Below are 21,559 nucleotides of genomic sequence, written 5' to 3' on the forward strand. Positions count from 1 at the left end.
GCTACGGGGTCGGGGTGACCGTGACGGAGAACTGGTCTTCGACGCGTTGTTGGAACTCAGCCGCACACTGCTCGAGGGCGACCTGGTCGTTGCCCGCTTGTGAGACGCAGTCCAGATAGTCGGTGCCGCCCGCCCTGTCGAAGCCCCACACCAGCAACGTGATCGCCGCGATCGCCTCGATGATGCTGAGGATGCCCAGGATGATGCCGGCCACGGCCATGCCGCCGTTGGTCGCTTCACCGCGCTTGGCCCGGCCCCAGCCGAGGAAACCGAAGATGATCGCCACGACGCCGAGCACGACGCCGAAGATGATGGAGAGCAACGCGACGATCGCGATCACCAGCGAGGCGATGCCGAAACCGTTCTTGGGGCCCGTCGGTGGCAGCGGGTAACCGCCGTAAGGCTGCTGCGGTGGCGGTGGGTAACCGCCCGGGTACGCGCCGTACTGGCCGGGTGCGGACGGCGGCGGAGTCGACGGCGGGGTCGGCGGCGGCGTCTCGGGTCTGTCCGGTTCGCTCATACCGACGAGGCTACCCCGGGGATGTCGAGGTTAAGGACGCGACAGCGAACATCTTTGGGCAGATGGTGGGTCGCGACGACGACGGTGCGGTCGGCGCCGAACAGCCCGCCCGGGGTGAGCAGCGCGGTCAGTATTTGCTGACCGCTGTCGGCGTCGAGGTGTTCGGTGGGTTCGTCCAGCAGCACCGTCGGCGCCGCGCAGATCAAGGCGCGGGCCAACAGAAGTCGTCGGCGCTGCCCCGCGGACACCGCGGCCGCACCGCCGACCAGCACGGTGGACAACCCGTCGGACAGCCCAGCAAGCCAGTCCTCAAGGCCGACGCGGCACAAGGCGTTTCGCAGCTCGGCATCGGTCGCATCACCGCGGGCGACCAACAGGTTGTCGCGCACCGTGGTAGCAAATAAGTGCGCGTCCTCGGCGAAAAACGCGGTCTCTGATGGGTTTTCAGCCATCGCCATCAGCAGTGTCGTCTTGCCCGAGCCACTGGGCCCCAGCACCGCCAGCCGAGAGCCGGGCGGCAGTTCAATTGGAGTGACCGGTGGGCGGACGCGCGCGACCGGCGTGGTCAACTCGGCCAACCGGCGTGCGGCGATGCGCGAACGGGTCAGCTGCACGGCCGCGGCGGGCAGCGCCGTCGTCGCCTCGAAAGCCGACAGCGGCAGCAGCATCAGGATCGCCACCGTCATCGGCGCGACGGTGTCGGCGATCGCGATCGCGGCCACGACCGCGCCGAGCACGCTGAGCCCCACCGCGGCCGTCGGCGCCGCCGCAGCAACGGCTCCGGGCGCGGCCGCCCGGTCGGTGTGGTGACCCCAGTCCCGGTGCCGGCGGCCGGCTTCGGCGATGACGTCGTCAAGACGCCCGCCGACCCGAAGCTCCGGGGCATGCTCGAGCGCGAGCATCACCGCGACATCACGGCCGGAATGATGCCGTGCGGCAACCGCTTCCGCAGCAGCCGCGGCGCGCGCCGCGGCCCACGGCGCGACGACGCCCGCGACGAACAGGCAGAGCGCCAAACCGGCCGCCGCCGCCGGCGAGATGATCGCGATCACCGCCACCGCCGTCACCGAGAGCACCGCGGCCACGGCGATCGGCAGCACCGCCCGCACCAACACATCCGCCAGCTCGTCGACCGAGCCGCCGATCCGCGCCACCAGCTCACCGCTCGGGAGCCGCGACGCCACCCCCGCGGGCGCGTCGGCCAGCCGGCGGAACAGGGTTTCGCGGACGTCGGCGGCCGAGCGCAGGGCGGTGTCGTGTGACGCCAGCCGTTGGCAGTAGCCGAGCACGCCGCGGGCGATGCCCAGCGCGCGGACCGCCACGACGGCGACCGTCAGATGCAGTACCGGCGGCATCTGCCACGCCCGGGTGATCAGCCATGCGGAGATCGCGGCCAGCGCCAGCGCGCTGCCCAGCGACAGCACCCCGAGCATGGCCGCCAACGCCAGCCGTGCAAGTCGGGGACGCAGCAGCTCAAGCATCGACGAGGCTTCCCATGCGCAGCACCCGGTCGCCGATCGCGCAGACGCTGTGGCGGTGGCCGACGACCAGCACGGTGGCTCCCGCGCGGGCCCGCGCCACGATGGCGTCGAGCACGCGGGCCTCCATGCGGGCGTCGAGGTGCGAGGTCGGCTCGTCGAGCAGCAGCACCGGCGCGGGCGACCCCAGCGCCCGGGCCAGCCCGAGCCGCTGGCGCTGGCCCAACGAGAGCCCGACGCCGCCGCGGCCGAGCATGGTGTCCAACCCGTCGGGCAGCGAGGCGAGCACCTCGTCGAAGCCCGCGTCTTCGCAGGCGGTCTGCATGTCGCGCAGCGGCCCGAACAGCTCGAGGTTGTCGCGCACGCTGCCGGGGATGAGCACAGGGCGGTGCGGTAACCACGTCACCTGCCGCCACCAGTTCTGCGGCGCGAGGTCGGCGACCTCGATGCCGTCGACCAAAACCCGTCCCGGATGCAGTCCGAGGATCGTCTCCAGCAGGGTGCTCTTGCCGACGCCGTTCGGGCCGGTGAGCACGGTGACCCGGCCCGGCTCGACGTCCCCGTCGAGCGCGTCGAGATGGATGGTGGCGCCGCGCGCCGACACGGTGCGGGTGCCCGGGTTTCGGCGCGGCAGCGTGCCGAGAAGCCGAAACGCCTTGTCAGCGGCGGTCTTACCGTCCTGGGCGGCATGGAACTCCACCCCGACGCGGCGCAGCGGCCAGAACACTTCCGGCGCCAGCAGCAGCGCCGTCAACCCGGCCGTCAGCGTCATCTCGCCGAACACCAGCCGCAGCCCGACGCCCACCGCCACCAGCGCCACCCCGAGCGTGGCCAGCAGTTCCAGCACCAGCGCGGACAGGAACGCCATCCGTAATGTGGACATCGCCGAACGCCGGTGTGCCGCGCCGAGTTCGGCGATGCGTTGCGCCGAGCCGCCGACCCGACCGAGCGCGCGCAGCGTCGGGATTCCCGCCACCAGGTCCAGCAGCCGCGATTGCAGCGTGGTCATCGCCGCCAACGCCGCCGCCGAGCGGTCCTTGGTCAGCAGCCCGATGAGCACCATGAAGATCGGGATGAGTGGCAGCGCGATCAGCACGACGACCGCCGATGGCCAGTCGTAGACGGCGATCGTCAGCACCGCGGCGGGGGTGAGGATGCCGGCCAGAAACACCGCGGGAAGATACGCGGTGAGGAACGGACGCAGACCGTCCAGGCCGCGGGTGATCACCGCGGCGGCGGTGTCGCGTTGGGCGGCGAGTCGCCGCGACGGCAGATCGGTGACGGTGCGCAGCACCTGATCGGACAGGTCGGCGATCACCGACGTCGCGCCGGCTTGCGAAAGGCGCCCCTGCGCCCACTGTACGAGCGTGCGAACCAGCCACAGCGCCACCAGAATCGCCAACGGGCCGAACCAGTGCGACAGGGACCGCGATGCGGGGTCGGTGATCACACCGGCCACGATGCGCGCCAGCACCACCGCCGATCCGATGGTCGCGGCGGCGATGACGACACCGCAGGCCACCGACAGGGCCAGGTAGCGGCGCATCGCCGCCGAGGCGCGCAGGAGGTTCACGGCGAACGCCTGGTCAAGCCGGCCGGCGCCGGAATGTGATCGGGCGAAATCCGTTGCCGGAAAACCCAATACGTCCACCCTTGATACATCAGGATCAGCGGTGCGAACGCCAGTGCGGCCCAGGACATGATCGTCAGCGTGTACGGGCTCGACGACGCGTTGTAGATCGTCAGGCTCCAGTCCGGGTTCAGCGCCGACGGCATCACGTTCGGGTACAGCGCGCCGAACATCAGGACCACCACCGCCGCGACGACGAGGGTGGTCGACGCGAAGGCCCAGCCGTCACCGGTGCCGCTGAGCATCCACAGGATGGCCGCCACGAGGGCCACGACGGCGACGGCCAGCACGATCCAGGTCCAGTTCTTGCCGTGCGCCAGTTGGGTCCACAACCCGAAACCACCGACCGCCGCCGTCACCGGCAGCGCCAGCAACCGCGCGAAGCGCAGCGCGTCATCGCGCAGCGCGCCACCGGTTTTCAACGCAAGGAACGACGCACCGTGCAGCAGGAACAGCCCGCAGGTCGCCAGCCCGCCCAGCAACGTGTAGGCGTTGAACAGGTCGCCGAGCGAAAGGCGCAGCTGTTTGTCGGCGTCCACGGGCAGCCCCTGCAGCAGCGCGGCGAACACCACGCCCCACAGGATCGCGGGCACCCACGAGCCCGCGGCGATGCCGACGTCGGCCCACCTCTGCCATACCGGGTCGTCGATCTTGCCGCGCCACTCGATGGCGACCACCCGCAGGATCATCGCCAGCAGGATCGCCAGCAGCGGCAGATAGAACCCGGAGAACAAGGTGGCGTACCAGTCCGGGAACGCGGCGAACATCGCGCCGCCCGCGGTGATCAACCACACCTCGTTGCCGTCCCACACCGGGCCGATGGTGTTCAGCGCGGCGCGGCGGTGCTGTTCGGGGTCGCCCTTGGCGACGCGGCCGAACGGGCCCATCAGCATGCCGACGCCGAAGTCGAAGCCCTCGAGGACGAAGAAGCCCAGAAACAGCCCGGCCATCACGACGAACCACAGTTCCTGCAGCCACATGTGTCGGCACCTCCTCAGTACGCGAACGACAGCGGCGCCACGTCGTCGTCCTCCGGTGAGTGGGGCGGGACCGGTTCGGCGTCGTGTTCGGTGGGTCCTTGGACGACGTAGCGGCGTATCAGCCAGAACCAGATCACGGCCAGCAACCCGTACACGACGGTAAACGTCACCAACGACGTCACGACCATGCCGACCGAATGTCCCGATACGCCTTCGGCGACAGTCAATCTGATCATCTGATCGCCGGTCGGGTTGGGGACCACAACCCAGGGCTGGCGGCCCATCTCGGTGAATATCCAGCCCGCGCTGTTGGCCAGAAACGGGGTCGGCAGGGTGGCCAGCGCGAACCGGGTGAACCAGGGGAACTGCGGGATTCGGCCGCCGCGGGTGAACCACAGCACGGTAAGCGCGAAAAGCACCGGGACCGCGAGCAATCCGACCATCGCGCGAAACGACCAGTACGTCACGAACAGGTTCGGCCGGTAGTCGCCGGGACCGAACTTCTCCTGGTACTGCTCCTGCAGGTCCTTGACGCCTTCCAGATGCACCCCGGAGAACGTGCCCTCCGCCAGGAACGGCAGCACGTAGGGCACCTCGATCAGGTGTACGACGCTGTCGCAGTTGTTGTGCGTGCCGACCGTCAGGATCGAGAAGTGCGGGTCGGTTTGGCTGTGACACAACGATTCTGCCGATGCCATCTTCATCGGTTGTTGTTCGAACATCAGCTTGCCCTGAATGTCTCCGGTGAAGACAAGGCCCGCGCTGGAGACCAGCACGACAAGGCAACCGAGTACGGCGGCCGGCCGGTAGAGGTGCTGTGCGTCGGTCGTCGGCCCCTGCCGATGGGCCCGGACCAGCCACCACGCGCAGACGGCGGCCACGAAAGTTCCGGCGGTCAGGAAGGATCCGAACACCGCGTGGGCGAAGGCGGCGATCGCGGTGTTGTTGGTGAACAACGCCACGATGCTGGTCAGCTCCGCGCGGCCGGTGTCAGGGTTGACCCGTGCGCCGACGGGGTGCTGCATCCATGAGTTGGCGGCGATGATGAAGAACGCCGACATGTTCACCGCGATGGCCACGACCCAGATGCAGGCCAGGTGGACCAACCGGGGCAGCCGGCTCCATCCGAAGATCCACAGCCCGATGAATGTGGATTCGAAGAAGAACGCGGCGAGGCCTTCCATGGCCAGCGGAGCGCCGAAGACGTCGCCGACGAAGCGGGAGTACTCGCTCCAGTTCATGCCGAACTGGAACTCCTGGACGATGCCAGTGGCCACCCCGAGGGCGAAGTTGATCAGGAACAGCTTGCCGAAGAACCGGGTCAGCCGGTACCAGGCCGGGTTGTCGGTGATCAGCCATGCGGTCTGCATGACGGCGATCAGCGGCGCCAGCCCGATGGTCAGCGGGACGAAGATGAAGTGGTACACGGTGGTGATGCCGAACTGCCACCGCGACACATCGAGCGCGTCCATCTGCCCTTCTTTCGTGGCTGTGCAACCAGCCTACGACAGGACGTAGTAGACGTCAGCGTGTGTTAGGTCACCGGCGTCTCGGTCTCGGGTGCCTTGTCGGCGGGCGCCGTGGCTTCGGGTGACGGCGTCTCGGTGTCCTGGTGCTTCGAGGCCTTGCGGATGGCGAACGCAGAAACCACCTCGAACACGCCGAGGACGACGAGCCCGATCCCGGCGACCAGGGTCAGCGCCGCAAGCGACGGGAACGGCAGCGCCAACAGGATGACGCCGGCGATCAGGTTGAGCACGCCGATGAAGATCTCCCACGCGCGGCCGGGCAGGGTGGGGTCGCTGATCGCCGACACCGCGGTGGCCACGCCTCGGAAGATGAACCCGATACCGATCCAGATCGCCAGCAGCAGGATCGACTCCTGCAGGCTGCGGAAGCACAGCACCGCCAGGATCAGCGCGGCGGCGCCGCTGATGAACAACAGCACCCGCCCGCCGGCCGAGATGTGCAGGCTGAACGCGAAAATCACCTGCGCAATACCGGCCACCAGCAGATACGCGCCGAAGAAGATCGCTGCGATGATGATCGTGATTCCCGGCCAGGCCAGGATCAGCACGCCGAGGATCAGGGCGATGACGCCGGACAGCAACGTCGACTTCCAGAGGTGTTGCGACAGGTTGGGTGGGGCTGGGCTTTCCATGCGCGAAGTCTGGCACAAAGCAGCATCCAAGGACCGGCTTTCCCGCGCCGCCGACCCCCAGATTTACGCTTTCGCAAATCTATTCACTGGCCCTGTGCAAACGGTTTCGCATGCACCTCGGAGGCCTGTTTTCGGTCACATCGTGCGTATTCGGTACGATGATCAACCATCTGCATCCGTTTGAGCACAGTCACTTGCCGCAGCCGAGCAAATGAGGAGTGATGATGACACGTACCGTCCTGCGCCGGGGCGCCGCCGCAACGGCGGCCGCTTTACTCGTCGCGACAGGCGCTGGGTTGGCCGTCACACCCGCGCACGCCGGCGAGAAGGACGACCAGTTCATCGAGTACCTGGACCAGAAGGGCGTGCCCTACTCCAATAAAACGGAGGCCATCCGCGTTGCCAAGGACTTCTGCCTGGCGCGGACGAGGCAGAACGCACCCAAGTGGCGCGCGGCCTATCACCTCGCGAACGATCAGGGTTGGACGGAGACCGAAGCCGCTCACTTCGCCGAGGCTGCGATACCGACGTATTGCCCGCGAGTCTGGAAATAGGCGCGGGTTCGAGTTCTCCTGCTCCCGACTTAGCTCTCCACTACTGTTCCGTTACCGGCCTTGCGAACCGGTTCCCAGGAGGCAGAAAGCCGAGGGCGAAGCGTGTCAGGTGCGTGTCAAAACCGTCGAAGGGCGCTGTGGCGCATCGCCACAGCGTGTGCTGCGGCCGGCGCTCTTGCGCTGTCGGGTTGCGCCGGCAACACGGCCACAGACGACACCGCCGCACCGACCACCTCGGCACCCGCGCAGAAGGTCGACAAGATCGCCAACACCGTGCCCGAGGCAATCAAGTCGTCCGGGCAACTGGTCGTCGGCGTCAAGATTCCCTACCCGCCCAACGAGTTCAGGGATCCCAGCGGCAAGATCGTCGGCTTCGACGTCGACTTGATGAACGCGATCGCCGCGACGCTGGGGGTGACACCGGACTACCGTGAGTCCGATTTCGCCGAGATCATCCCGTCCGTCCAGGGCGGCACGTACAACGTCGGCATGTCGTCGATCACCGACACCAAAGAGCGGGAGGAGTCCGTCGACTTCGTCACGTACTTCAGCGCGGGCATCCTGTGGGCGCAGCGTCCCGGTGAGCCCGTCGATCCGAACAACGCCTGCGGAATGAAGGTCGCGGTGCAAGCGACCACCATCCAGGAGGTCGAGGAACTACCCGCCAAGAGCAAGGCGTGCACCGACGCCGGTCAACCGCCGATTGAGATCGTTTCGTTCGACGGGCAGGACGCGGCCACCGACGCGCTGATCCGAGGCGAGGTCGACGCGATGTCGGCGGATTCGCCGGTCACGTCCTATGCCATCAAGCAGCGCAACGGAAAGATCGAGGCGGCAGGTGAGATCTTCGACACCGCGCCGTACGGATGGCCGGTGCAGAAGGGTTCGCCCTTGGCGCAGGCGTTGCAGATGGCCCTTCAGCATCTGATCGACACCGGCACCTATGAGGAGATCGCCAGGAACTGGGGCGTCGAGAGCGGGATGATCGACAAGCCGGTCGTCAACGGCGCCAGCAACTAGGGATTGCGCCATGATGCGGACCTCGCCCGACCCGGCCGCCCCGCTATGGCGGGCGGCCCAGGTGTTTCGGCTGCTGAGTTGCCTTTACGCGCTTGGTTTTCAGATCGCGGTCAACCCCGCACTGGACCGGCCGGTGCTCGGTTGGCTGCTGTTCGGCGTGCTGATCGCGTGGAGCGCAGCCTGTGCGGTCGCCTACCTGAGTGGGTTCGGCCGACGCCCGTCGTGGGTGCTGGCTGAGATCGTGGTGGTGCTGGTGTTGATCCTGTCCACCCAACTGGTCGCCTCGCAGCAATGGGCGCTGGACAACCAGTCCTGGCCGACGACGTTGTGGGCCACCAACGCCACGATCTCGGCGGCGATACTGTTGGGCCCGATCGCCGGCATGCTGACCGGGGTGGCGGTGGTGATCGCCAGCATGGCGGTAAAGGGCGTCGTCACCTACGATTTGGGCCGCAATGCCACCATCGTCATCGAACTGGCTGTCGGTCTCGCGGTCGGCATGGCCGCTCAAACCGCGCGCAGGGCACACGCCGAACTGTCAGCCGCGGCGCGTCTGGCCGCCGCACAGCAGGAGCGGGAACGGTTGTCGCGCGAGGTGCACGACGGCGCCATTCAGGTGCTCGCGTTGGTGTCGCGGCGCGGTCGCGAAATCGGCGGTGACACTGCGGAACTCGCGCAGCTGGCCGGTGAGCAGGAACGGGCGTTGCGGCGGCTGGTCAGCTCCGGCGACGCCGAACCGCGGGTCGGGCAGATGACCGACATCGGGGCGCTGTTGCGGTCGCGCGCATCCGATCGGGTGTCGGTGAGCCTGCCCGCCGAACCGGTGCTGCTCGACGCGCACACCGCGACCGAACTGTGCGCGGCAGCCACCAACGCGCTCGACAACGTCGCCGCCCACGCCGGACCGGATGCCCGCGCCTTCGTGCTGCTGGAGGATCTGGGTGATTCGGTCACGGTGAGCGTGCGCGACGACGGCGTCGGCATCCCCGATGGCCGGCTGGCCGAGGCCGTGCATCAGGGACGCGTCGGCGTGGCCAAATCGATTGTGGGACGGATGGCTTGGCTGGGCGGAACCGCCAAGCTGCACACCGGACCGGAAAGCGGAACGGAATGGGAACTGACGGTACCCCGACGGTGATGGTGGTCGACGACCACCCGATCTGGCGTGACGCGGTTGCCCGCGACCTCGCCGAGGACGGGTTCAACGTTGTCGCGACCGCTGACGGGGTGGCTGCGGCCCGACGACGGGCGACCGCCGTGCAGCCCGACGTCGTCGTGATGGACATGCGCCTCGGGGACGGCGACGGTGCGATGGCCACGACGGAGGTGCTCGCCGTGTCACCGTCGTCGCGGATCCTCGTGTTGTCCGCCTCCGATGAGCGCGAGGACGTCCTGGAGGCGGTAAAGGCCGGCGCCACCGGATATCTGGTCAAGAGCGCGTCCAAACAGGAGCTCGGCGATGCGGTGCGGGCGACGGCAGAGGGCCGCGCGGTGTTCACCCCGGGCCTGGCCGGCCTGGTGCTGGGGGAGTACCGGCGCATCGCGAAGAACCCGGCGCCGGGCCCGCAGACGCCGAGCCTCACGGAGCGCGAGACCGAGATCCTGCGTCATGTCGCGAAAGGGTTGACCGCCAAGCAGATCGCCGCGCGGCTGTCGCTGAGCCACCGCACCATCGAGAACCACGTGCAGGCGACGTTTCGCAAACTTCAGGTCGCCAACCGCGTTGAACTGGCCCGTTATGCGATCGAGCACGGGTTGGACAAGGAATCCGAGTAGTCCTACTCATCCGGATCCCCCGTCGCGTTGCGACGATGACGCCATGAGCGAACCGCAGCATGCCGTCATCACCCGGCTGTCGGCCGACTTCTCCGCGATCTCGCAGTACATGGCGCGGGTCTCAGCAGACCTGACTTATTTGGACAGACTGCTTTCGGAGCGCACGTCGGCCGCGCCCGCGCCGGCACCGTCGTACTGGCCGCAGTACGCCGGAGCGCAATACGCCCCCCAACCACAACAGGCGCCGCCCCAGCCCACCCAACCGGTGGCGGATCCACCTGTGGCGCCGACACCGCCCAGGCAACCCCGCAACGAGGGCTGGATCGGCAAGGTGCTTGCCGTCGCCGGCGTCGCGGTCACGTTGATCGGCGTCGTGCTGCTGCTGGTGTTGGCCGCCCAGGCCGGCATCCTGCGACCGGAGATCCGCGTCGCGGCCGGCGCCGGGCTCGCCGCCGCGCTGGTGGCCGCCGCGGGCTGGTTGTGGAGCAGGCCCGGGGGACGGACCGGCGCGATCGCGTTGGCGGCCACCGGCGTTGCCGCGGCCTACATGGACGTCATCGCCGTCACCACGATTTATGGCTGGATATCGGCGCCGGTCGGTCTCGTCATCGCCGCGGTGATCGGCGCTGCCGGGCTCTACTTGGCCCGGCGCTGGGACTCCGAGCAGCTGGGACTGCTGGTGTTGGTCCCGCTGTTGGTGCTGGCGCCGGTCGTGGTGGGCACCGTCAACCTGCTGCTCGTCGCGTTCATGCTTGCGCTGGCGGCTGCCTCACTGCCGTTGCAGCTGGGCAAAGACTGGATCTGGTTGCACTGCGCGCGAACCGCCGCCGCCACCGTTCCGCTGCTGATGGCCCTGCTCGCCGTGAGCTTCGACGACGGCCGCGACCTGGCGCTGGCCGCGGCGTGCGCCATCGCGGCGGGGTTGGCGCTTCTCGGCGCGCTGATCCTGTCGCCGTCAACGGCCAACCGAACCGGCTTGGCGCTGCTGACCGGCGCCGGGGTGCTGCCTGCGCTGTGTGTTGGCCTGGCGGCGGGCCGGCTGGTGGCCGCCGCCATGGCGGCTGTCCTGGCTGCGGTGCTGCTCGGAATCGTGCTTCTCGGTCGACGGCTACCCGCTGTTCAGGGCGGCGCTCGGCAGGTGTGGGCGGCGTTGTCGGCGATCGCGGCGCTGATCGCCGTGCTGGTCGCATTCGACGGGCACATCGCCGGACCGGTGCTGCTGGCGATGGCGGTCGTGGTGGCAGTGGCGGGGCGCGCCGACGCGGCGGCGAGGTGGGCCGCGGTCGGGTTCGCCGTCGTGGGCGGCGGTTTCTACCTGAGTTACGCCCCGCCGGACAGCTTGATCGAGGCCAGCGCGACGTCGGCGGCGACGGGTATCTCGACGCTGACCGCGAGCGTTCTGTTGACTGCCTGCGCCGTGGCGATCGTGTGGTCGTTTCCGGGTCGGGACTCGACCGCCTGGGCCGGGGCGGCCGTCGTGGTGGTCTATGCGCTCACGGCGTTCACCGTCACCGCCGGTGTGCTGATCGGCGGTGTGGAAGGCGGCTTCTTCGGTGGTCACATGGCGGCGACCATCTGCTGGATCGCCCTGGCCGCGGCGCTGTTCGGCTACGCGGCACGGCTGCCCCGCGCGGACCGCTCGCTGCCGATCGGCGGGGGACTGGCCCTGGTCGCCGCGGCGATGGCCAAGCTCTTTCTGTTCGACCTCGGAACGTTGGACGGCATCTTCCGAGTCGCCGTGTTCATCGTCGTCGGGCTGGTGCTGCTGGGCATGGGAGCGGGGTATGCACGGCTGCTTGAGCGCCAGGACCAGCAAAAAGAGCAGCCGGTGTGATGAACATCATATGCTAAAATGGACTGAGTCCAATTTGGGAGATGTTGGAGTAGATATGACTAAGAACGCACGTCGAACCGAAGAAGATATCCAAGAATTTGTCGCCTCGAGCGAGCTGAGCGCGAACCTACAGCGCGTACTGATCGACCTCGTGGAACTGCACCTTCAGGGTAAGCAGGCGCACTGGAACGTCGTCGGGACCAACTTCCGCGACCTTCACCTGCAACTCGACGAACTCGTCGACCTGGCCCGTGAGGGCAGCGACGTAATCGCCGAGCGGATGCGCTCGCTGTGGGCGGTTCCGGACGGCCGTACGGACACCGTCGCAGCCACCACGACCCTTCCGCAGTTCCCTGCCTTCGAGCAGAGCGCGAGTGAGGTCGTCGACCTGATCGCGACCCGTACCTACGCCGCTGTCGACACCATGCGCAAGGTGCGCGACGCCGTAGAGGCTGAGGACCCCATCAGCGCCGACATCCTGCACGGGCTGATCGGCGGTCTGGAGAAGCAGGCGTGGCTGATCAAGTCGGAGAACCGCAAGGTCTAATCCGACCGCATCGTTTCGCACCGGAGCGGGTACTCCGCTCCGGTGACCGTGACAAGAGACATTCACGCCTCCCGCCAACAGGTGTGGGACGTAATGGCCGACGGGTGGACTTATTCGCAGTGGGTGGTCGGCAACAGCCGGATGCGGGCGGTGGACCCGAACTGGCCGGAACCAGGCTCCAAGATCTGCCACTCCATCGGCGTTTGGCCGCTGTTGCTCGACGACGTCACCGTCGTCGAGCACAGTGAGCCGTTGGAGGAGCTGGTGCTGCACGCGAAGGGCCGTCCCATCGGGGGCGCGCGGATAACATTGCGGCTCAGCGATATCCCCGGCGGGTGCCGGGTGGAGATGGAGGAGTGTCCGGTAAGCGGGCCCGCCGCTGTGCTTCCGGACCGGCTGTCTGACCTCGCAGTGTGGCCCCGCAACCGTGAAACGCTGTGGCGGCTGGGTGCACTGGCCGAACGGCTCAAGCCGCCCGAGGTGTCGGATTAGCTGACCGGGCGCAGTTCGACGGCGCGGCGGGTGTCCGCGTCGTTGCGGCGACCAACCAGGTACCAGGTGTACATCACACCCTTACCTTTGACGTCGACCGCGCCGCGCTCCTCGAACAGGTAGGAATCCTTGAGCCGCTCATAGACGTTCTGCGGCACCTGGATTCGGCCTTCTTCATCGGTGGATTCCATGCGCGACGCGACGTTGACGGTGTCGCCCCATACGTCGTAGAAGAACTTGCGCGCCCCGACGACGCCGGCAACCACGGGGCCGGCGGCCAAACCGATGCGGATCGGCACTATGCGGCCGTGCGGGTCACGGTAGTCCGCGACGGCTTCGGCCATGTCCAGCGCCAGGCAGGCCAGCGCCTCGAGGTGGTCCTCCCTCGGGTTGGGCACCCCGCTGACCACCATGTACGAATCACCGGTGGTCTTCACCTTCTCCAAGCCATGCCGATCGACCAGCGCGTCGAGATCGGTGTAGAGGCGATCGAGAAACCGCACCAGATCACTGGGCGTGGTGTCGCTGGCGCGCTTGGTGTATCCGGCGATGTCGGCGAGCAGAATCGAGGCGTCGTCGTACTTGTCGGCGATGATGTTGTGGGTCGGGTCCTTCAGACGGTCGGCGATCGTGGCCGGCAGGATATTGGCCAACAGCTGTTCGGACCGGTCGTATTCGGCCTCCATCGCCAGCCGGGCGCGCCGGATTTCCCGCATCGCGTACCAGATGGTCGCCACCAGCAGGAGCCACGCGGTGATCACCGTCAGGACAAACGACATTCGAAACGCCCATGGCGGTTGCGCACCGGTGTCGTTGGGCACCAGGAATTCGAGCAGGATGACCGCCGCGGCGCCGACGGTCATCAGCACGGCCGCCACGACCATATGGTCCAGACCGAGGACCACAAGCGTGATCGCCGCAGCGACCACGAAGTACAGCTGCAACCCGGTGCCGGTGCCCAGGTGCACGCACAACACGGTGATCGTCGCGTAGGCGACCACGAAGTACACCAGCGGCGCCACGAGTTCCCCGAACCGGCAGAGGAAGGGGATCGTCATGAAAACCAATGCGCAGCCGAAGTTGAGCAGCGGGACCCACCAGATGCTTCCCTCGACCAGCACGGCTTGGGCTCCGAAGAAGGCGACGATGGCCGCGCTGATCCGCGCGGTCATGTTCAGCACCCGACGATGACGTTCCGCGGTCTTCATGTGGTGGCGAGTGCGGGCCGGCGCGCGACTCTCCAGTGCCACGTCGGGCACGCAGACCGCTCGGAAGTTCGCGACCACCGTCAAAGCGTAGCCGCCGCACACCGTGCCGACCTGCGATTTTGCCTCCGCCTCGCACTGCACTTAGGAAGTGGCGGGCAATACCGGGGGATGCCGTCGGCGCCAAGAAATCACCGCTGGCGAAAATAATTACCTACATGACGTTGCTCGAGATACAACTGGCTAGCCGATAAGCGAACCCGACCTGTACCGCCGAAGACGGCGGTAAACAGGTCTTTCAGGGCTGACGGCGCCGCGTTATCGCGGATATAGGTACCGGAAACGAATTTGCTGTATTCGCACCGAAAATCGCGCTGCATCGTTGTTTGCGAATTGCGTAATTGCGCTATCTAAAGTCGGCTAATTTGAATCCATCGTCTGTGGCAACGCCAAGCGCGCCGAGAACAGGAGTGGCATGAAAGCCATCGTCAAACGTCGACTTCGGCGCTGGGGGCTGGCCGCGGTGATTGCCGCCGCGCCGATAGCCATTTTGTGTGCTTACGTGACCAATTTGCTCGTCCCGACCGAGCCGACGGGCAAGCCAGAATACGACGCGGCGGCGCTGCACATCGTGCCCACGGCGACCATCAAAGACGAGTCGACGACGATCGGGATCGCCGATTCGGATATGTATGACCCGAACCTGACCGAAGAAGAGATCGTCAAGCGCTTCGACGACATGCAAGCGCTGGGCGTCGACACTTTGCGGGTTCTGGTGCCCTGGGCGGCGATCCAGCAGGCCGAGCCGGGTAGCCCCCTGGAAGCGCTGTTCCCGCAGGACTGGAGCCGAATCGATTTCATCCTCAGCCAGGCCCAACAGCGCGATATGGCAGTGCTGGGCGTGCTGAACTCCACCCCGTACTGGGGCGGCGCCGACGGCAGCGGCTGCCTCGGCTGTCCCGGCGTCGCACCGGATCCGGCGAAGTTCGCCGCGTTCGCGAGTGAAGCGGTCACCCGGTTCGACACGCTTTATCCGGGCGTCGTCTCGGCCTATGAAGTGTGGAACGAGCCGAACTATTACCGGTCGTGGTTCCCGGCGGTGGATCCCGTCGCCTACACCGAGGTGTTGAAGGCGGCCTACACCGCGATCAAGGCCGCCGACCCTGACGCGACCGTCGTGGCCGGCGTGCTGGGCGCGGTCATCTCGGCGGGCGGCTTCACGATGGATCCGGTGACATTTGTGCAGACGATGTATGCCAACGGCGCCAAGGGATACTTCGACGCGCTGTCGTACCACCCGTACAGCTACGACCGGCCGTTCGGCGAGCAGAACCCCAACTTCATCTCGCCGCTACGCACCCTGTTGGAAATGCGCCAGACGATGTTGGACAACGGTGATGACCTGGTGAAGATCTGGGCGACCGAGTACGGGCTGCCGACGTCGATGGTCAGCGATCAACAGCAGGCCGACTTCATCGAGGACTTTCTCAACACCTGGGCGGACGGGCTGACCGAGGAACAGCTGGCGCAGTTGCCCGCGGAGTTCGTCCCGTTGGTGGCCGACTGGGAGAACTGGATCGGCCCGGCGTTCATCTACACGCTGCGTGACCGGTTGGCCGCCCCGGACACCGAACAGGGCTCGATGGGGCTGTACTACTTCGACGAGGCCACCGGTGAATGGAAGATGAGGCCGGCCGCCGAGGTCATCAAGTCGATCATCGAAAGCCGCGCGCCCGACAGCCTGGCCGAGGCGCTGGCCGCGTCGCTGCAGAAGCTCGTCGAGCAGGTGGCCGACTCGGTGGCGGCCGCGGTCCAGAACGCGGTGCCCGCGGTGACCGAGACCGTCCAGCAGATCGGAACGCAGGTCGCCGATGCGTTGGCCAACGCCCTTGCCGCGTGGTTGGGCTCGTTGTCGAAACCCGCGGCGGCGACGGCGGCGGCGGCCGATGCGCCGTCGGTGGATGCGTCCGCGGCGGCTGAGCCGTTGGTGGCCGCGGAGAAGGTGACCGAGCCCACCGAACCTGTCGCACCTGTTGAGGCGGAGGTGGCCGAGGTGACCGAGGTCACCGAGTCCGTCGAGCCCCTCGATGCCGTCGAACCCGTCGAGATCGAGGTCGAGGTGACCGACTCCGTCGAGGTCGACTCCGATACGCAGCCCACCCGGGACGACGTCGACGAAGACGAGGTCGATCTGGACGAGGACGCGCTGGATTTCGAGGACATCGATACGGACGTCGAGACGGATCCCACCGATGTCGACGATGTGACGGACACCGACAGCGCGACGACGGACGGCAAGTACGACCAGGGTGACGTCGATAACGAGACATCCGTCGACGCCGACGCGTCGGACGCGGACACCGGGGGAGACGACGCGGGCAACCCAAGCGACGCAAGCGACGCGGCGGCCTAGCGGAAAACCCCTGGAGCGCAAGGGCTCCAGAGCGCAAACAGTGCCCTCGGTGGGATTCGAACCCACACTGTCTGGGTTTTGAGTCCAGTTCCTCTGCCAGTTGGGATACGAGGGCATCGGGACGTGTACTCCCGCGCGGCTTACTACCTTAGAGGATGCCCCGACGTCGCTGATCGTGGCCGCTACCGCCACAATATTCACTATGACCGGGTCACCGACCGACGCCGAGAAATCACGCCGCGTTCTCGTCGCAGAAGACGAGGCGCTCATCCGGATGGACTTGGCCGAGATGCTGCGCGACGAAGGCTACGAAATCGTCGGTGAGGCCGGCGATGGGCAGGAGGCCGTCGACCTGGCCGAGCGGCTCAAACCCGATCTGGTGATCATGGACGTCAAGATGCCCCGTCGTGACGGCATCGACGCGGCCTCGGAGATCGCGAGCAAGCGCATCGCGCCGATCGTCATCCTCACCGCGTTTAGCCAGCGTGATCTCGTCGAGCGGGCCAGAGATGCCGGCGCGATGGCCTACCTGGTCAAACCGTTCACCATCACCGACCTCGTTCCGGCCATCGAAGTGGCCGTCAGCCGGTTTGGTGAGATCTCTGCCCTGGAGCAGGAGGTCGCCACCCTGGCGGACCGGTTGGAGACCCGCAAGCTCGTCGAGCGCGCCAAGGGGGTGCTGCAGAGCACGCACCAGATGACCGAACCCGAGGCGTTCAAGTGGATCCAGCGTGCCGCGATGGACCGCCGCACCACGATGAAGCGGGTGGCCGAGGTGGTCCTAGAAACGCTCGACACCTCCGACTCGCCGTGAGCATCGGGCGGTTTACCGACGGATGAGGACCCCGCTTCTCTAAGATCACAGCTTGGCCATCACGGCCTCAGCTGAGCTTGCATCTGGATTGAGGAGCGACTCGATGAAGAATCGGACGTTGGCCCGCGCCTTCGCGGCCGCAGGTATCGCCTCGCTGGCAGTAGCCGGTTGTTCATCGGGTGAGACAAGCGAGGACTCCGCCGCCGAGGGGGACGCCCAGGGCACCGCCGAGGTCGTGACCACGGACTGCGATCCGCCACAGGCGACCGCAGGCCCCACCCCGGACACCAGCCCGATGAAGATCGGCACCCTGCTGCCTGAGACGGGGACGCTGTCCTTCCTCGGACCGCCCGAGATCGCGGCCGTGCAGGTTGCCGTTACCGAGGTCAACGAGGCAGGCGGAGTGCTGGGTCAACCGGTCGGCTTGGTCACCGGCGACTCCGGTGACACCACCACCGACACCGCGAACGTCACCGTAGACCGCGAACTCGCCGAGGGCGTCGACGTCATCGTCGGGGCCGCCTCCTCGGCGGTGTCGCTGAAGGTGATCGACAAGATCACCAGCGCGGGCGTGGTGATGTTCTCCCCGGCCAACACCTCCGACCAGTTCGTCTGCTACCCGGACCGGGGCCTCTATTTCCGGACCGCGCCGACCGACGTGCTGCAGGCGCAGGCGCTGGCCCAGCTGATCACCCAGGACGGCGCGCAGCGGGTGGTCGTGCTGGCGCTCAACGACCCCTATGGAACGGGCCTGGCGACCAACGCGGTCAACAACCTCGAAACCGCAGGCATCGGGTCCGACCAGATCAAGAAGATCATCTACGACCCGAACGCGCAGTCTTTCAACGCCGAGGTCGACCAGATCAAGGAGTTCAACCCTGACGCGGTCGCGGTGATCGGCTTCGAGGAGAGCGCGAAGATCCTGACCCGCATGCACGAGGTCGGCATCGGACCGTCGGACGGCATGTTCGTGTACGGCACCGACGGCAACATGGGCAACGCGCTGGGCGAGGGCGTCGCGCCGGGCTTGCTGACCGGGATGAAGGGCACCACGCCGCTGACCGAGATCAGCCCCGAGTTCCGGGAGCGGCTGCTGGCAGTCAACCCGGCCCTGGTGGACTTCAACTACGCCGGCGAGGCGTACGACGCGGTCGTCATCTCCGCGCTCGCCGCCGAGCAGGCGGGTTCGACGGCGGGGGTCGACATCGGCGCGAACATCAACGCGGTGACTCGCGACGGCACGAAATGCACGACGTTCGTGCAGTGCCGCGATCTGATCGCCGCGGGCGAGGACATCGACTACGACGGGGTGACCGGCCAGTTGGCGTTCGGGCCCGCGGGCGAGCCGTCGATCGGCTCCTACGGCAGCCTCGAGTTCGACGCCGACAACAAGATGCAGACCACCGACTACATCGTCGTGGAGAACACGTAGTTAACCCGAATTGCGTTTGCCTGCAAGCGTTCCCAGGTACAGCTCGATCACCTTGGGATCGTTCATCAGGTTGCGGCCGGTGTCGGTGTAGGCGTTGACGCCCTGGTCGAGGACGTAGCCCCGGTCGCAGATCTGCAGGCAGCGGCGGGCGTTCTGCTCGACCATGATGACCGAGACGCCCGTGGCGTTGATCTGCTTGCAGCGGATGAACACCTCGTCGGCGAACATCGGTGACAGGCCTGCAGACGGTTCGTCGAGCAGCAGCACCGACGGTTCCATCATCAGGGCCCGGCCCATCGCGACCATCTGGCGCTCGCCACCCGACAGCGCCCCGGCTTTGACGCGGCGCCGCTCGGCCAGCAGCGGGAACAGCTCGCTGACGAACTCGAACCGCTCGGCGAACTTCGACGAGCGCAGATAGATACCCATCTGCAGGTTCTCCTCGATGGTCAGCGAGGCGAACACGTTCTGGTTCTGCGGCACATAGCCCACACCCTTGGTGACGAGCACGTGCGCGGGGGCGGCGGTGATGTCCTCGCCGCGCAGGGTCACTCGCCCGGACCGCACCGGGATCATGCCGAACAGCGTCTTGAGCAACGTGGACTTACCCGCGCCGTTGGGGCCGATGATGCCGACGATCTCGCCATCGCGCAGAAAGAAGTCGCAACCGCGCAGGATGTCGACGTCGCGCAGATACCCGGCGACAAGGCGGTCCGCGCGCAGCAGCGCGCCTTCGGCCTCTCGGGCATGTTCCTCCGGTGTCGCGGCGGTTTCGCTCATGGGATCGGCTCGGACAGGTCGCCGCCGGCCTTCATGGTCTCCACAACAGCCCGCTCGATCTCCACGGCCAGCTCCGCCGTGGCGCCGACCGGGTTGCCGTCCGCGTCGAACTCGAGCACCTGATCGTGGTGGCTGCCCAGATACGCATCGACCACCGCGGAATTGTCGGCCAGGGCCTCCGGCGTCGACTCGGCGATCACCGAACCTTGCGCCATCACGACGACCCAGTCGCTGATGTCGCGGATCACGTCCATATCGTGCTCGACGAATAGGACCGTCATCCCCTCGTCGCGCAGCGATTTGATGTGCTCGAGCAGGTTCTGGGTCAGCGCCGGGTTCACCCCCGCCATCGGCTCGTCGAGCATGATCACCTTGGGGTCGGTCATCAACGCCCGCGCCATCTCGAGCAGCTTGCGCTGACCACCGGACAACGAGCCGGCCATATCGTCGGCTTTGGTGTCGAGCTTGAAGCGGGCCAGCATCTCGTGCGCGCGCGCGGTGATGTCGCGCTCCTGTTGACGCCAGGTCGGCCGGATCAGCGAGTTGAAGAATCGTTCGCCGCGTTGGTGGCCCGCGCCGAGCCGCACGTTGTCGAGCACGCTCATCTTCGCCAGGGCTTTGGTGAGTTGGAACGTGCGCACCACGCCGCGCCGCGCCACCCGGTGCGGTGGCAGCTTGCCCATCGGTTTTCTGTCCAGCGTCCACGATCCGGTGTCGGGCCGGTCGAACCCGGTGAGCAGGTTGAAGAACGTGGTCTTGCCCGCCCCGTTGGGGCCGATCAAGCCCGTGATGACACCGCGTTCCAGCTCGAGGTGCGCGACATCGACCGCCTTGAGACCGCCGAAGGTCCGACACATGTTGTCTACCACCATGATCGGATCCGGTTTGGCGGAGCCGGGCTCGGCGGCGACGCCGGCGAACGGCGACGTGTCAACCATCGAGCGCCACCTCCCGTCTTCGTCCCATGATGCCCTGTGGCCGAAACACCATCAGCAATGCGATGACAATGCCCAGCAGCACATAGCGCATCGCGCCGACCTGGGCGTCGGTCAGCGGCAACAGCGGATCGGGTCCGGCGATGGCTTGGCGCATCAACGCATCGGGAATCGCCAGGAAAAACCAGAACAGCATGGCGCCGACGACCGGTCCGAACACGGTGGCCGCCCCGCCGAGAAGCAGCGCCCCGAACGCGTAGAACGTCTGCGCCGTGGAGTAGAAGTCGGGGTGGATCGACTTGGTCTGCAACGCGTTGAACACCCCGCCCATACCTCCGATCATCCCGCCGATGATCAACGCCTGCAGCTTGTAGACGAAGACGTTCTTGCCGAGCGCGCGCGCCGCGTCCTCGTCTTCGCGGATCGCCTTGAGGACCCGGCCCCACGGGCTGTGCGCCAGCAGGTACACGAACACGCACAGCACCAGCACCAGCGTCCAGCCCACCACCATCGCCCACACGTCGTCGCCGACAAAGCGGACACCGAAGAACGAATACTGCTTGCTGGAATCAAACGGGCTGAACCGGGTGAACGGCTCGGCGAACCCGTAGAGGCCGTTGGTCGAACCCGTCACCGGGTCCGACGCGGTGGATCGGAATATCAGCCGCAGCACCTCGGCGGCGGCGATCGTCGCGATCGCCAGGTAGTCGGCACGCAGCCGAAGTGTGGGTATTCCCAACACAATTGCGAGCCCACCGGCCGCGGCCAACCCCACCAACACCCCGACCCACAGCGGTTGTTGATATGTGACGGTCATGATCCCGACGCCATACCCGCCGAGCAGCGCGAAGCCGATCTGGCCGAAGTTGAGCAGCCCCGTATAGCCGAAGTGCAGGTTCAGCCCGATGGCGAGCAGCGCATAGAAGATCGCCGAAGGGCCGATCAACTGGGCGAACGATGTCTGTAGCGCGCTGACGATGTCCATGGC

The 21,559-nt window shown here is 67.0% G+C and carries 20 protein-coding genes and 1 tRNA gene; 10 read left to right on the forward strand and 11 right to left on the reverse strand.

Going from position 1 to position 21,559, the window contains the following annotated elements; genetic code table 11:
- Position 1: 1 nt before the first annotated feature.
- The 6 genes from ABQE93_RS24105 to ABQE93_RS24130 form a co-directional block, all read right to left on the reverse strand.
- Positions 2 to 520, reverse strand: coding sequence for a DUF4190 domain-containing protein (locus ABQE93_RS24105; protein ID WP_448410904.1), 519 nt, complete (start codon positions 518 to 520; stop codon positions 2 to 4).
- Positions 517 to 2,001, reverse strand: coding sequence for an ATP-binding cassette domain-containing protein (locus ABQE93_RS24110; RefSeq protein WP_448410903.1), 1,485 nt, complete (start codon positions 1,999 to 2,001; stop codon positions 517 to 519). Before ABQE93_RS24110 ends, ABQE93_RS24105 begins: the two co-directional genes overlap by 4 nt.
- Positions 1,994 to 3,544 (reverse strand): thiol reductant ABC exporter subunit CydD, encoded by a 1,551-nt coding sequence (cydD, locus tag ABQE93_RS24115; RefSeq protein ID WP_448411039.1) that lies wholly within the window; start codon positions 3,542 to 3,544, stop codon positions 1,994 to 1,996. The genes ABQE93_RS24110 and cydD overlap by 8 nt, the downstream gene beginning before the upstream one ends.
- 23 nt (positions 3,545 to 3,567) lie before the next feature.
- Positions 3,568 to 4,608: a cytochrome d ubiquinol oxidase subunit II gene (gene cydB / locus ABQE93_RS24120; RefSeq protein ID WP_448410902.1), complete on the reverse strand. Its 1,041-nt coding sequence runs from the start codon at positions 4,606 to 4,608 to the stop codon at positions 3,568 to 3,570.
- 14 nt (positions 4,609 to 4,622) lie between these two features.
- Positions 4,623 to 6,080 carry a cytochrome ubiquinol oxidase subunit I gene (locus tag ABQE93_RS24125; RefSeq protein ID WP_448410901.1) on the reverse strand — a complete coding sequence of 486 codons (1,458 nt, stop codon included), beginning with the start codon at positions 6,078 to 6,080 and terminating at the stop codon, positions 4,623 to 4,625.
- Between the two features lie 62 nt (positions 6,081 to 6,142).
- Positions 6,143 to 6,769 carry an HdeD family acid-resistance protein gene (locus ABQE93_RS24130; RefSeq protein WP_448410900.1) on the reverse strand — a complete coding sequence of 209 codons (627 nt, stop codon included), beginning with the start codon at positions 6,767 to 6,769 and terminating at the stop codon, positions 6,143 to 6,145.
- 224 nt (positions 6,770 to 6,993) lie between these two features.
- Between ABQE93_RS24130 and ABQE93_RS24135 the strand changes: the two genes are divergently transcribed.
- The 7 genes from ABQE93_RS24135 to ABQE93_RS24165 all read left to right on the forward strand — a co-directional run bounded on the left by ABQE93_RS24135 (position 6,994) and on the right by ABQE93_RS24165 (position 12,992).
- On the forward strand, positions 6,994 to 7,323 hold the full coding sequence (locus ABQE93_RS24135) for a DUF732 domain-containing protein (protein WP_448410899.1): 330 nt from the start codon (positions 6,994 to 6,996) through the stop codon (positions 7,321 to 7,323).
- A gap of 102 nt (positions 7,324 to 7,425) precedes the next feature.
- On the forward strand, positions 7,426 to 8,343 hold the full coding sequence (locus ABQE93_RS24140; protein ID WP_448410898.1) for an ABC transporter substrate-binding protein: 918 nt from the start codon (positions 7,426 to 7,428) through the stop codon (positions 8,341 to 8,343).
- A gap of 13 nt (positions 8,344 to 8,356) precedes the next feature.
- The gene (macS, locus tag ABQE93_RS24145) at positions 8,357 to 9,481 is read left to right on the forward strand and encodes a MacS family sensor histidine kinase (RefSeq protein WP_448411038.1); all 1,125 of its coding nucleotides are present in this window, start codon (positions 8,357 to 8,359) and stop codon (positions 9,479 to 9,481) included.
- Positions 9,454 to 10,119 carry a response regulator gene (locus ABQE93_RS24150; RefSeq protein ID WP_448410897.1) on the forward strand — a complete coding sequence of 222 codons (666 nt, stop codon included), beginning with the start codon at positions 9,454 to 9,456 and terminating at the stop codon, positions 10,117 to 10,119. Before macS ends, ABQE93_RS24150 begins: the two co-directional genes overlap by 28 nt.
- 43 nt (positions 10,120 to 10,162) lie before the next feature.
- Positions 10,163 to 11,953 (forward strand): DUF2339 domain-containing protein, encoded by a 1,791-nt coding sequence (locus ABQE93_RS24155; protein WP_448410896.1) that lies wholly within the window; start codon positions 10,163 to 10,165, stop codon positions 11,951 to 11,953.
- A 55-nt stretch (positions 11,954 to 12,008) separates the two neighbouring features.
- Entirely contained in the window at positions 12,009 to 12,500 is a 492-nt protein-coding gene (locus tag ABQE93_RS24160) for a Dps family protein (protein ID WP_448410895.1), read from the forward strand.
- Between the two features lie 42 nt (positions 12,501 to 12,542).
- Positions 12,543 to 12,992, forward strand: a complete 450-nt coding sequence (locus ABQE93_RS24165) for an SRPBCC family protein (RefSeq protein WP_448410894.1) — start codon at positions 12,543 to 12,545, stop codon at positions 12,990 to 12,992.
- Here ABQE93_RS24165 and ABQE93_RS24170 read toward each other — a convergent pair.
- On the reverse strand, positions 12,989 to 14,200 hold the full coding sequence (locus tag ABQE93_RS24170) for an adenylate/guanylate cyclase domain-containing protein (protein WP_448411036.1): 1,212 nt from the start codon (positions 14,198 to 14,200) through the stop codon (positions 12,989 to 12,991). The two genes, ABQE93_RS24165 and ABQE93_RS24170, sit on opposite strands and share 4 nt — an antisense overlap.
- Positions 14,201 to 14,672: 472 nt before the next feature.
- Here ABQE93_RS24170 and ABQE93_RS24175 point away from each other — a divergent pair, with 472 nt between their 5' ends.
- Entirely contained in the window at positions 14,673 to 16,610 is a 1,938-nt protein-coding gene (locus ABQE93_RS24175) for a cellulase family glycosylhydrolase (protein ID WP_448410893.1), read from the forward strand.
- A gap of 41 nt (positions 16,611 to 16,651) precedes the next feature.
- Here the strand turns inward: ABQE93_RS24175 and ABQE93_RS24180 are convergent.
- A tRNA-Leu gene (locus ABQE93_RS24180) sits at positions 16,652 to 16,725 on the reverse strand.
- A gap of 87 nt (positions 16,726 to 16,812) precedes the next feature.
- Here ABQE93_RS24180 and ABQE93_RS24185 point away from each other — a divergent pair.
- Both ABQE93_RS24185 and ABQE93_RS24190 read left to right on the forward strand, forming a co-directional pair.
- The gene (locus ABQE93_RS24185) at positions 16,813 to 17,424 is read left to right on the forward strand and encodes a two-component system response regulator PdtaR (RefSeq protein ID WP_448410892.1); all 612 of its coding nucleotides are present in this window, start codon (positions 16,813 to 16,815) and stop codon (positions 17,422 to 17,424) included.
- A 103-nt stretch (positions 17,425 to 17,527) separates the two neighbouring features.
- A complete protein-coding gene (locus ABQE93_RS24190) occupies positions 17,528 to 18,856 on the forward strand; it encodes an ABC transporter substrate-binding protein (protein WP_448410891.1) in 1,329 nt (442 codons plus the stop codon).
- Here the strand turns inward: ABQE93_RS24190 and ABQE93_RS24195 are convergent, their stop codons facing one another.
- The 3 genes from ABQE93_RS24195 to ABQE93_RS24205 are packed head-to-tail and all read right to left on the reverse strand — an operon-like array spanning position 18,857 to position 21,556.
- Positions 18,857 to 19,636 (reverse strand): ABC transporter ATP-binding protein, encoded by a 780-nt coding sequence (locus tag ABQE93_RS24195; RefSeq protein ID WP_448410890.1) that lies wholly within the window; start codon positions 19,634 to 19,636, stop codon positions 18,857 to 18,859.
- Positions 19,633 to 20,574: an ABC transporter ATP-binding protein gene (locus ABQE93_RS24200; protein ID WP_448410889.1), complete on the reverse strand. Its 942-nt coding sequence runs from the start codon at positions 20,572 to 20,574 to the stop codon at positions 19,633 to 19,635. Before ABQE93_RS24200 ends, ABQE93_RS24195 begins: the two co-directional genes overlap by 4 nt.
- Positions 20,567 to 21,556: a branched-chain amino acid ABC transporter permease gene (locus ABQE93_RS24205; protein ID WP_448410888.1), complete on the reverse strand. Its 990-nt coding sequence runs from the start codon at positions 21,554 to 21,556 to the stop codon at positions 20,567 to 20,569. Before ABQE93_RS24205 ends, ABQE93_RS24200 begins: the two co-directional genes overlap by 8 nt.
- Positions 21,557 to 21,559 lie beyond the last annotated feature (3 nt).

It is taken from the genome of Mycolicibacterium sp. XJ662, assembly GCF_053484035.1.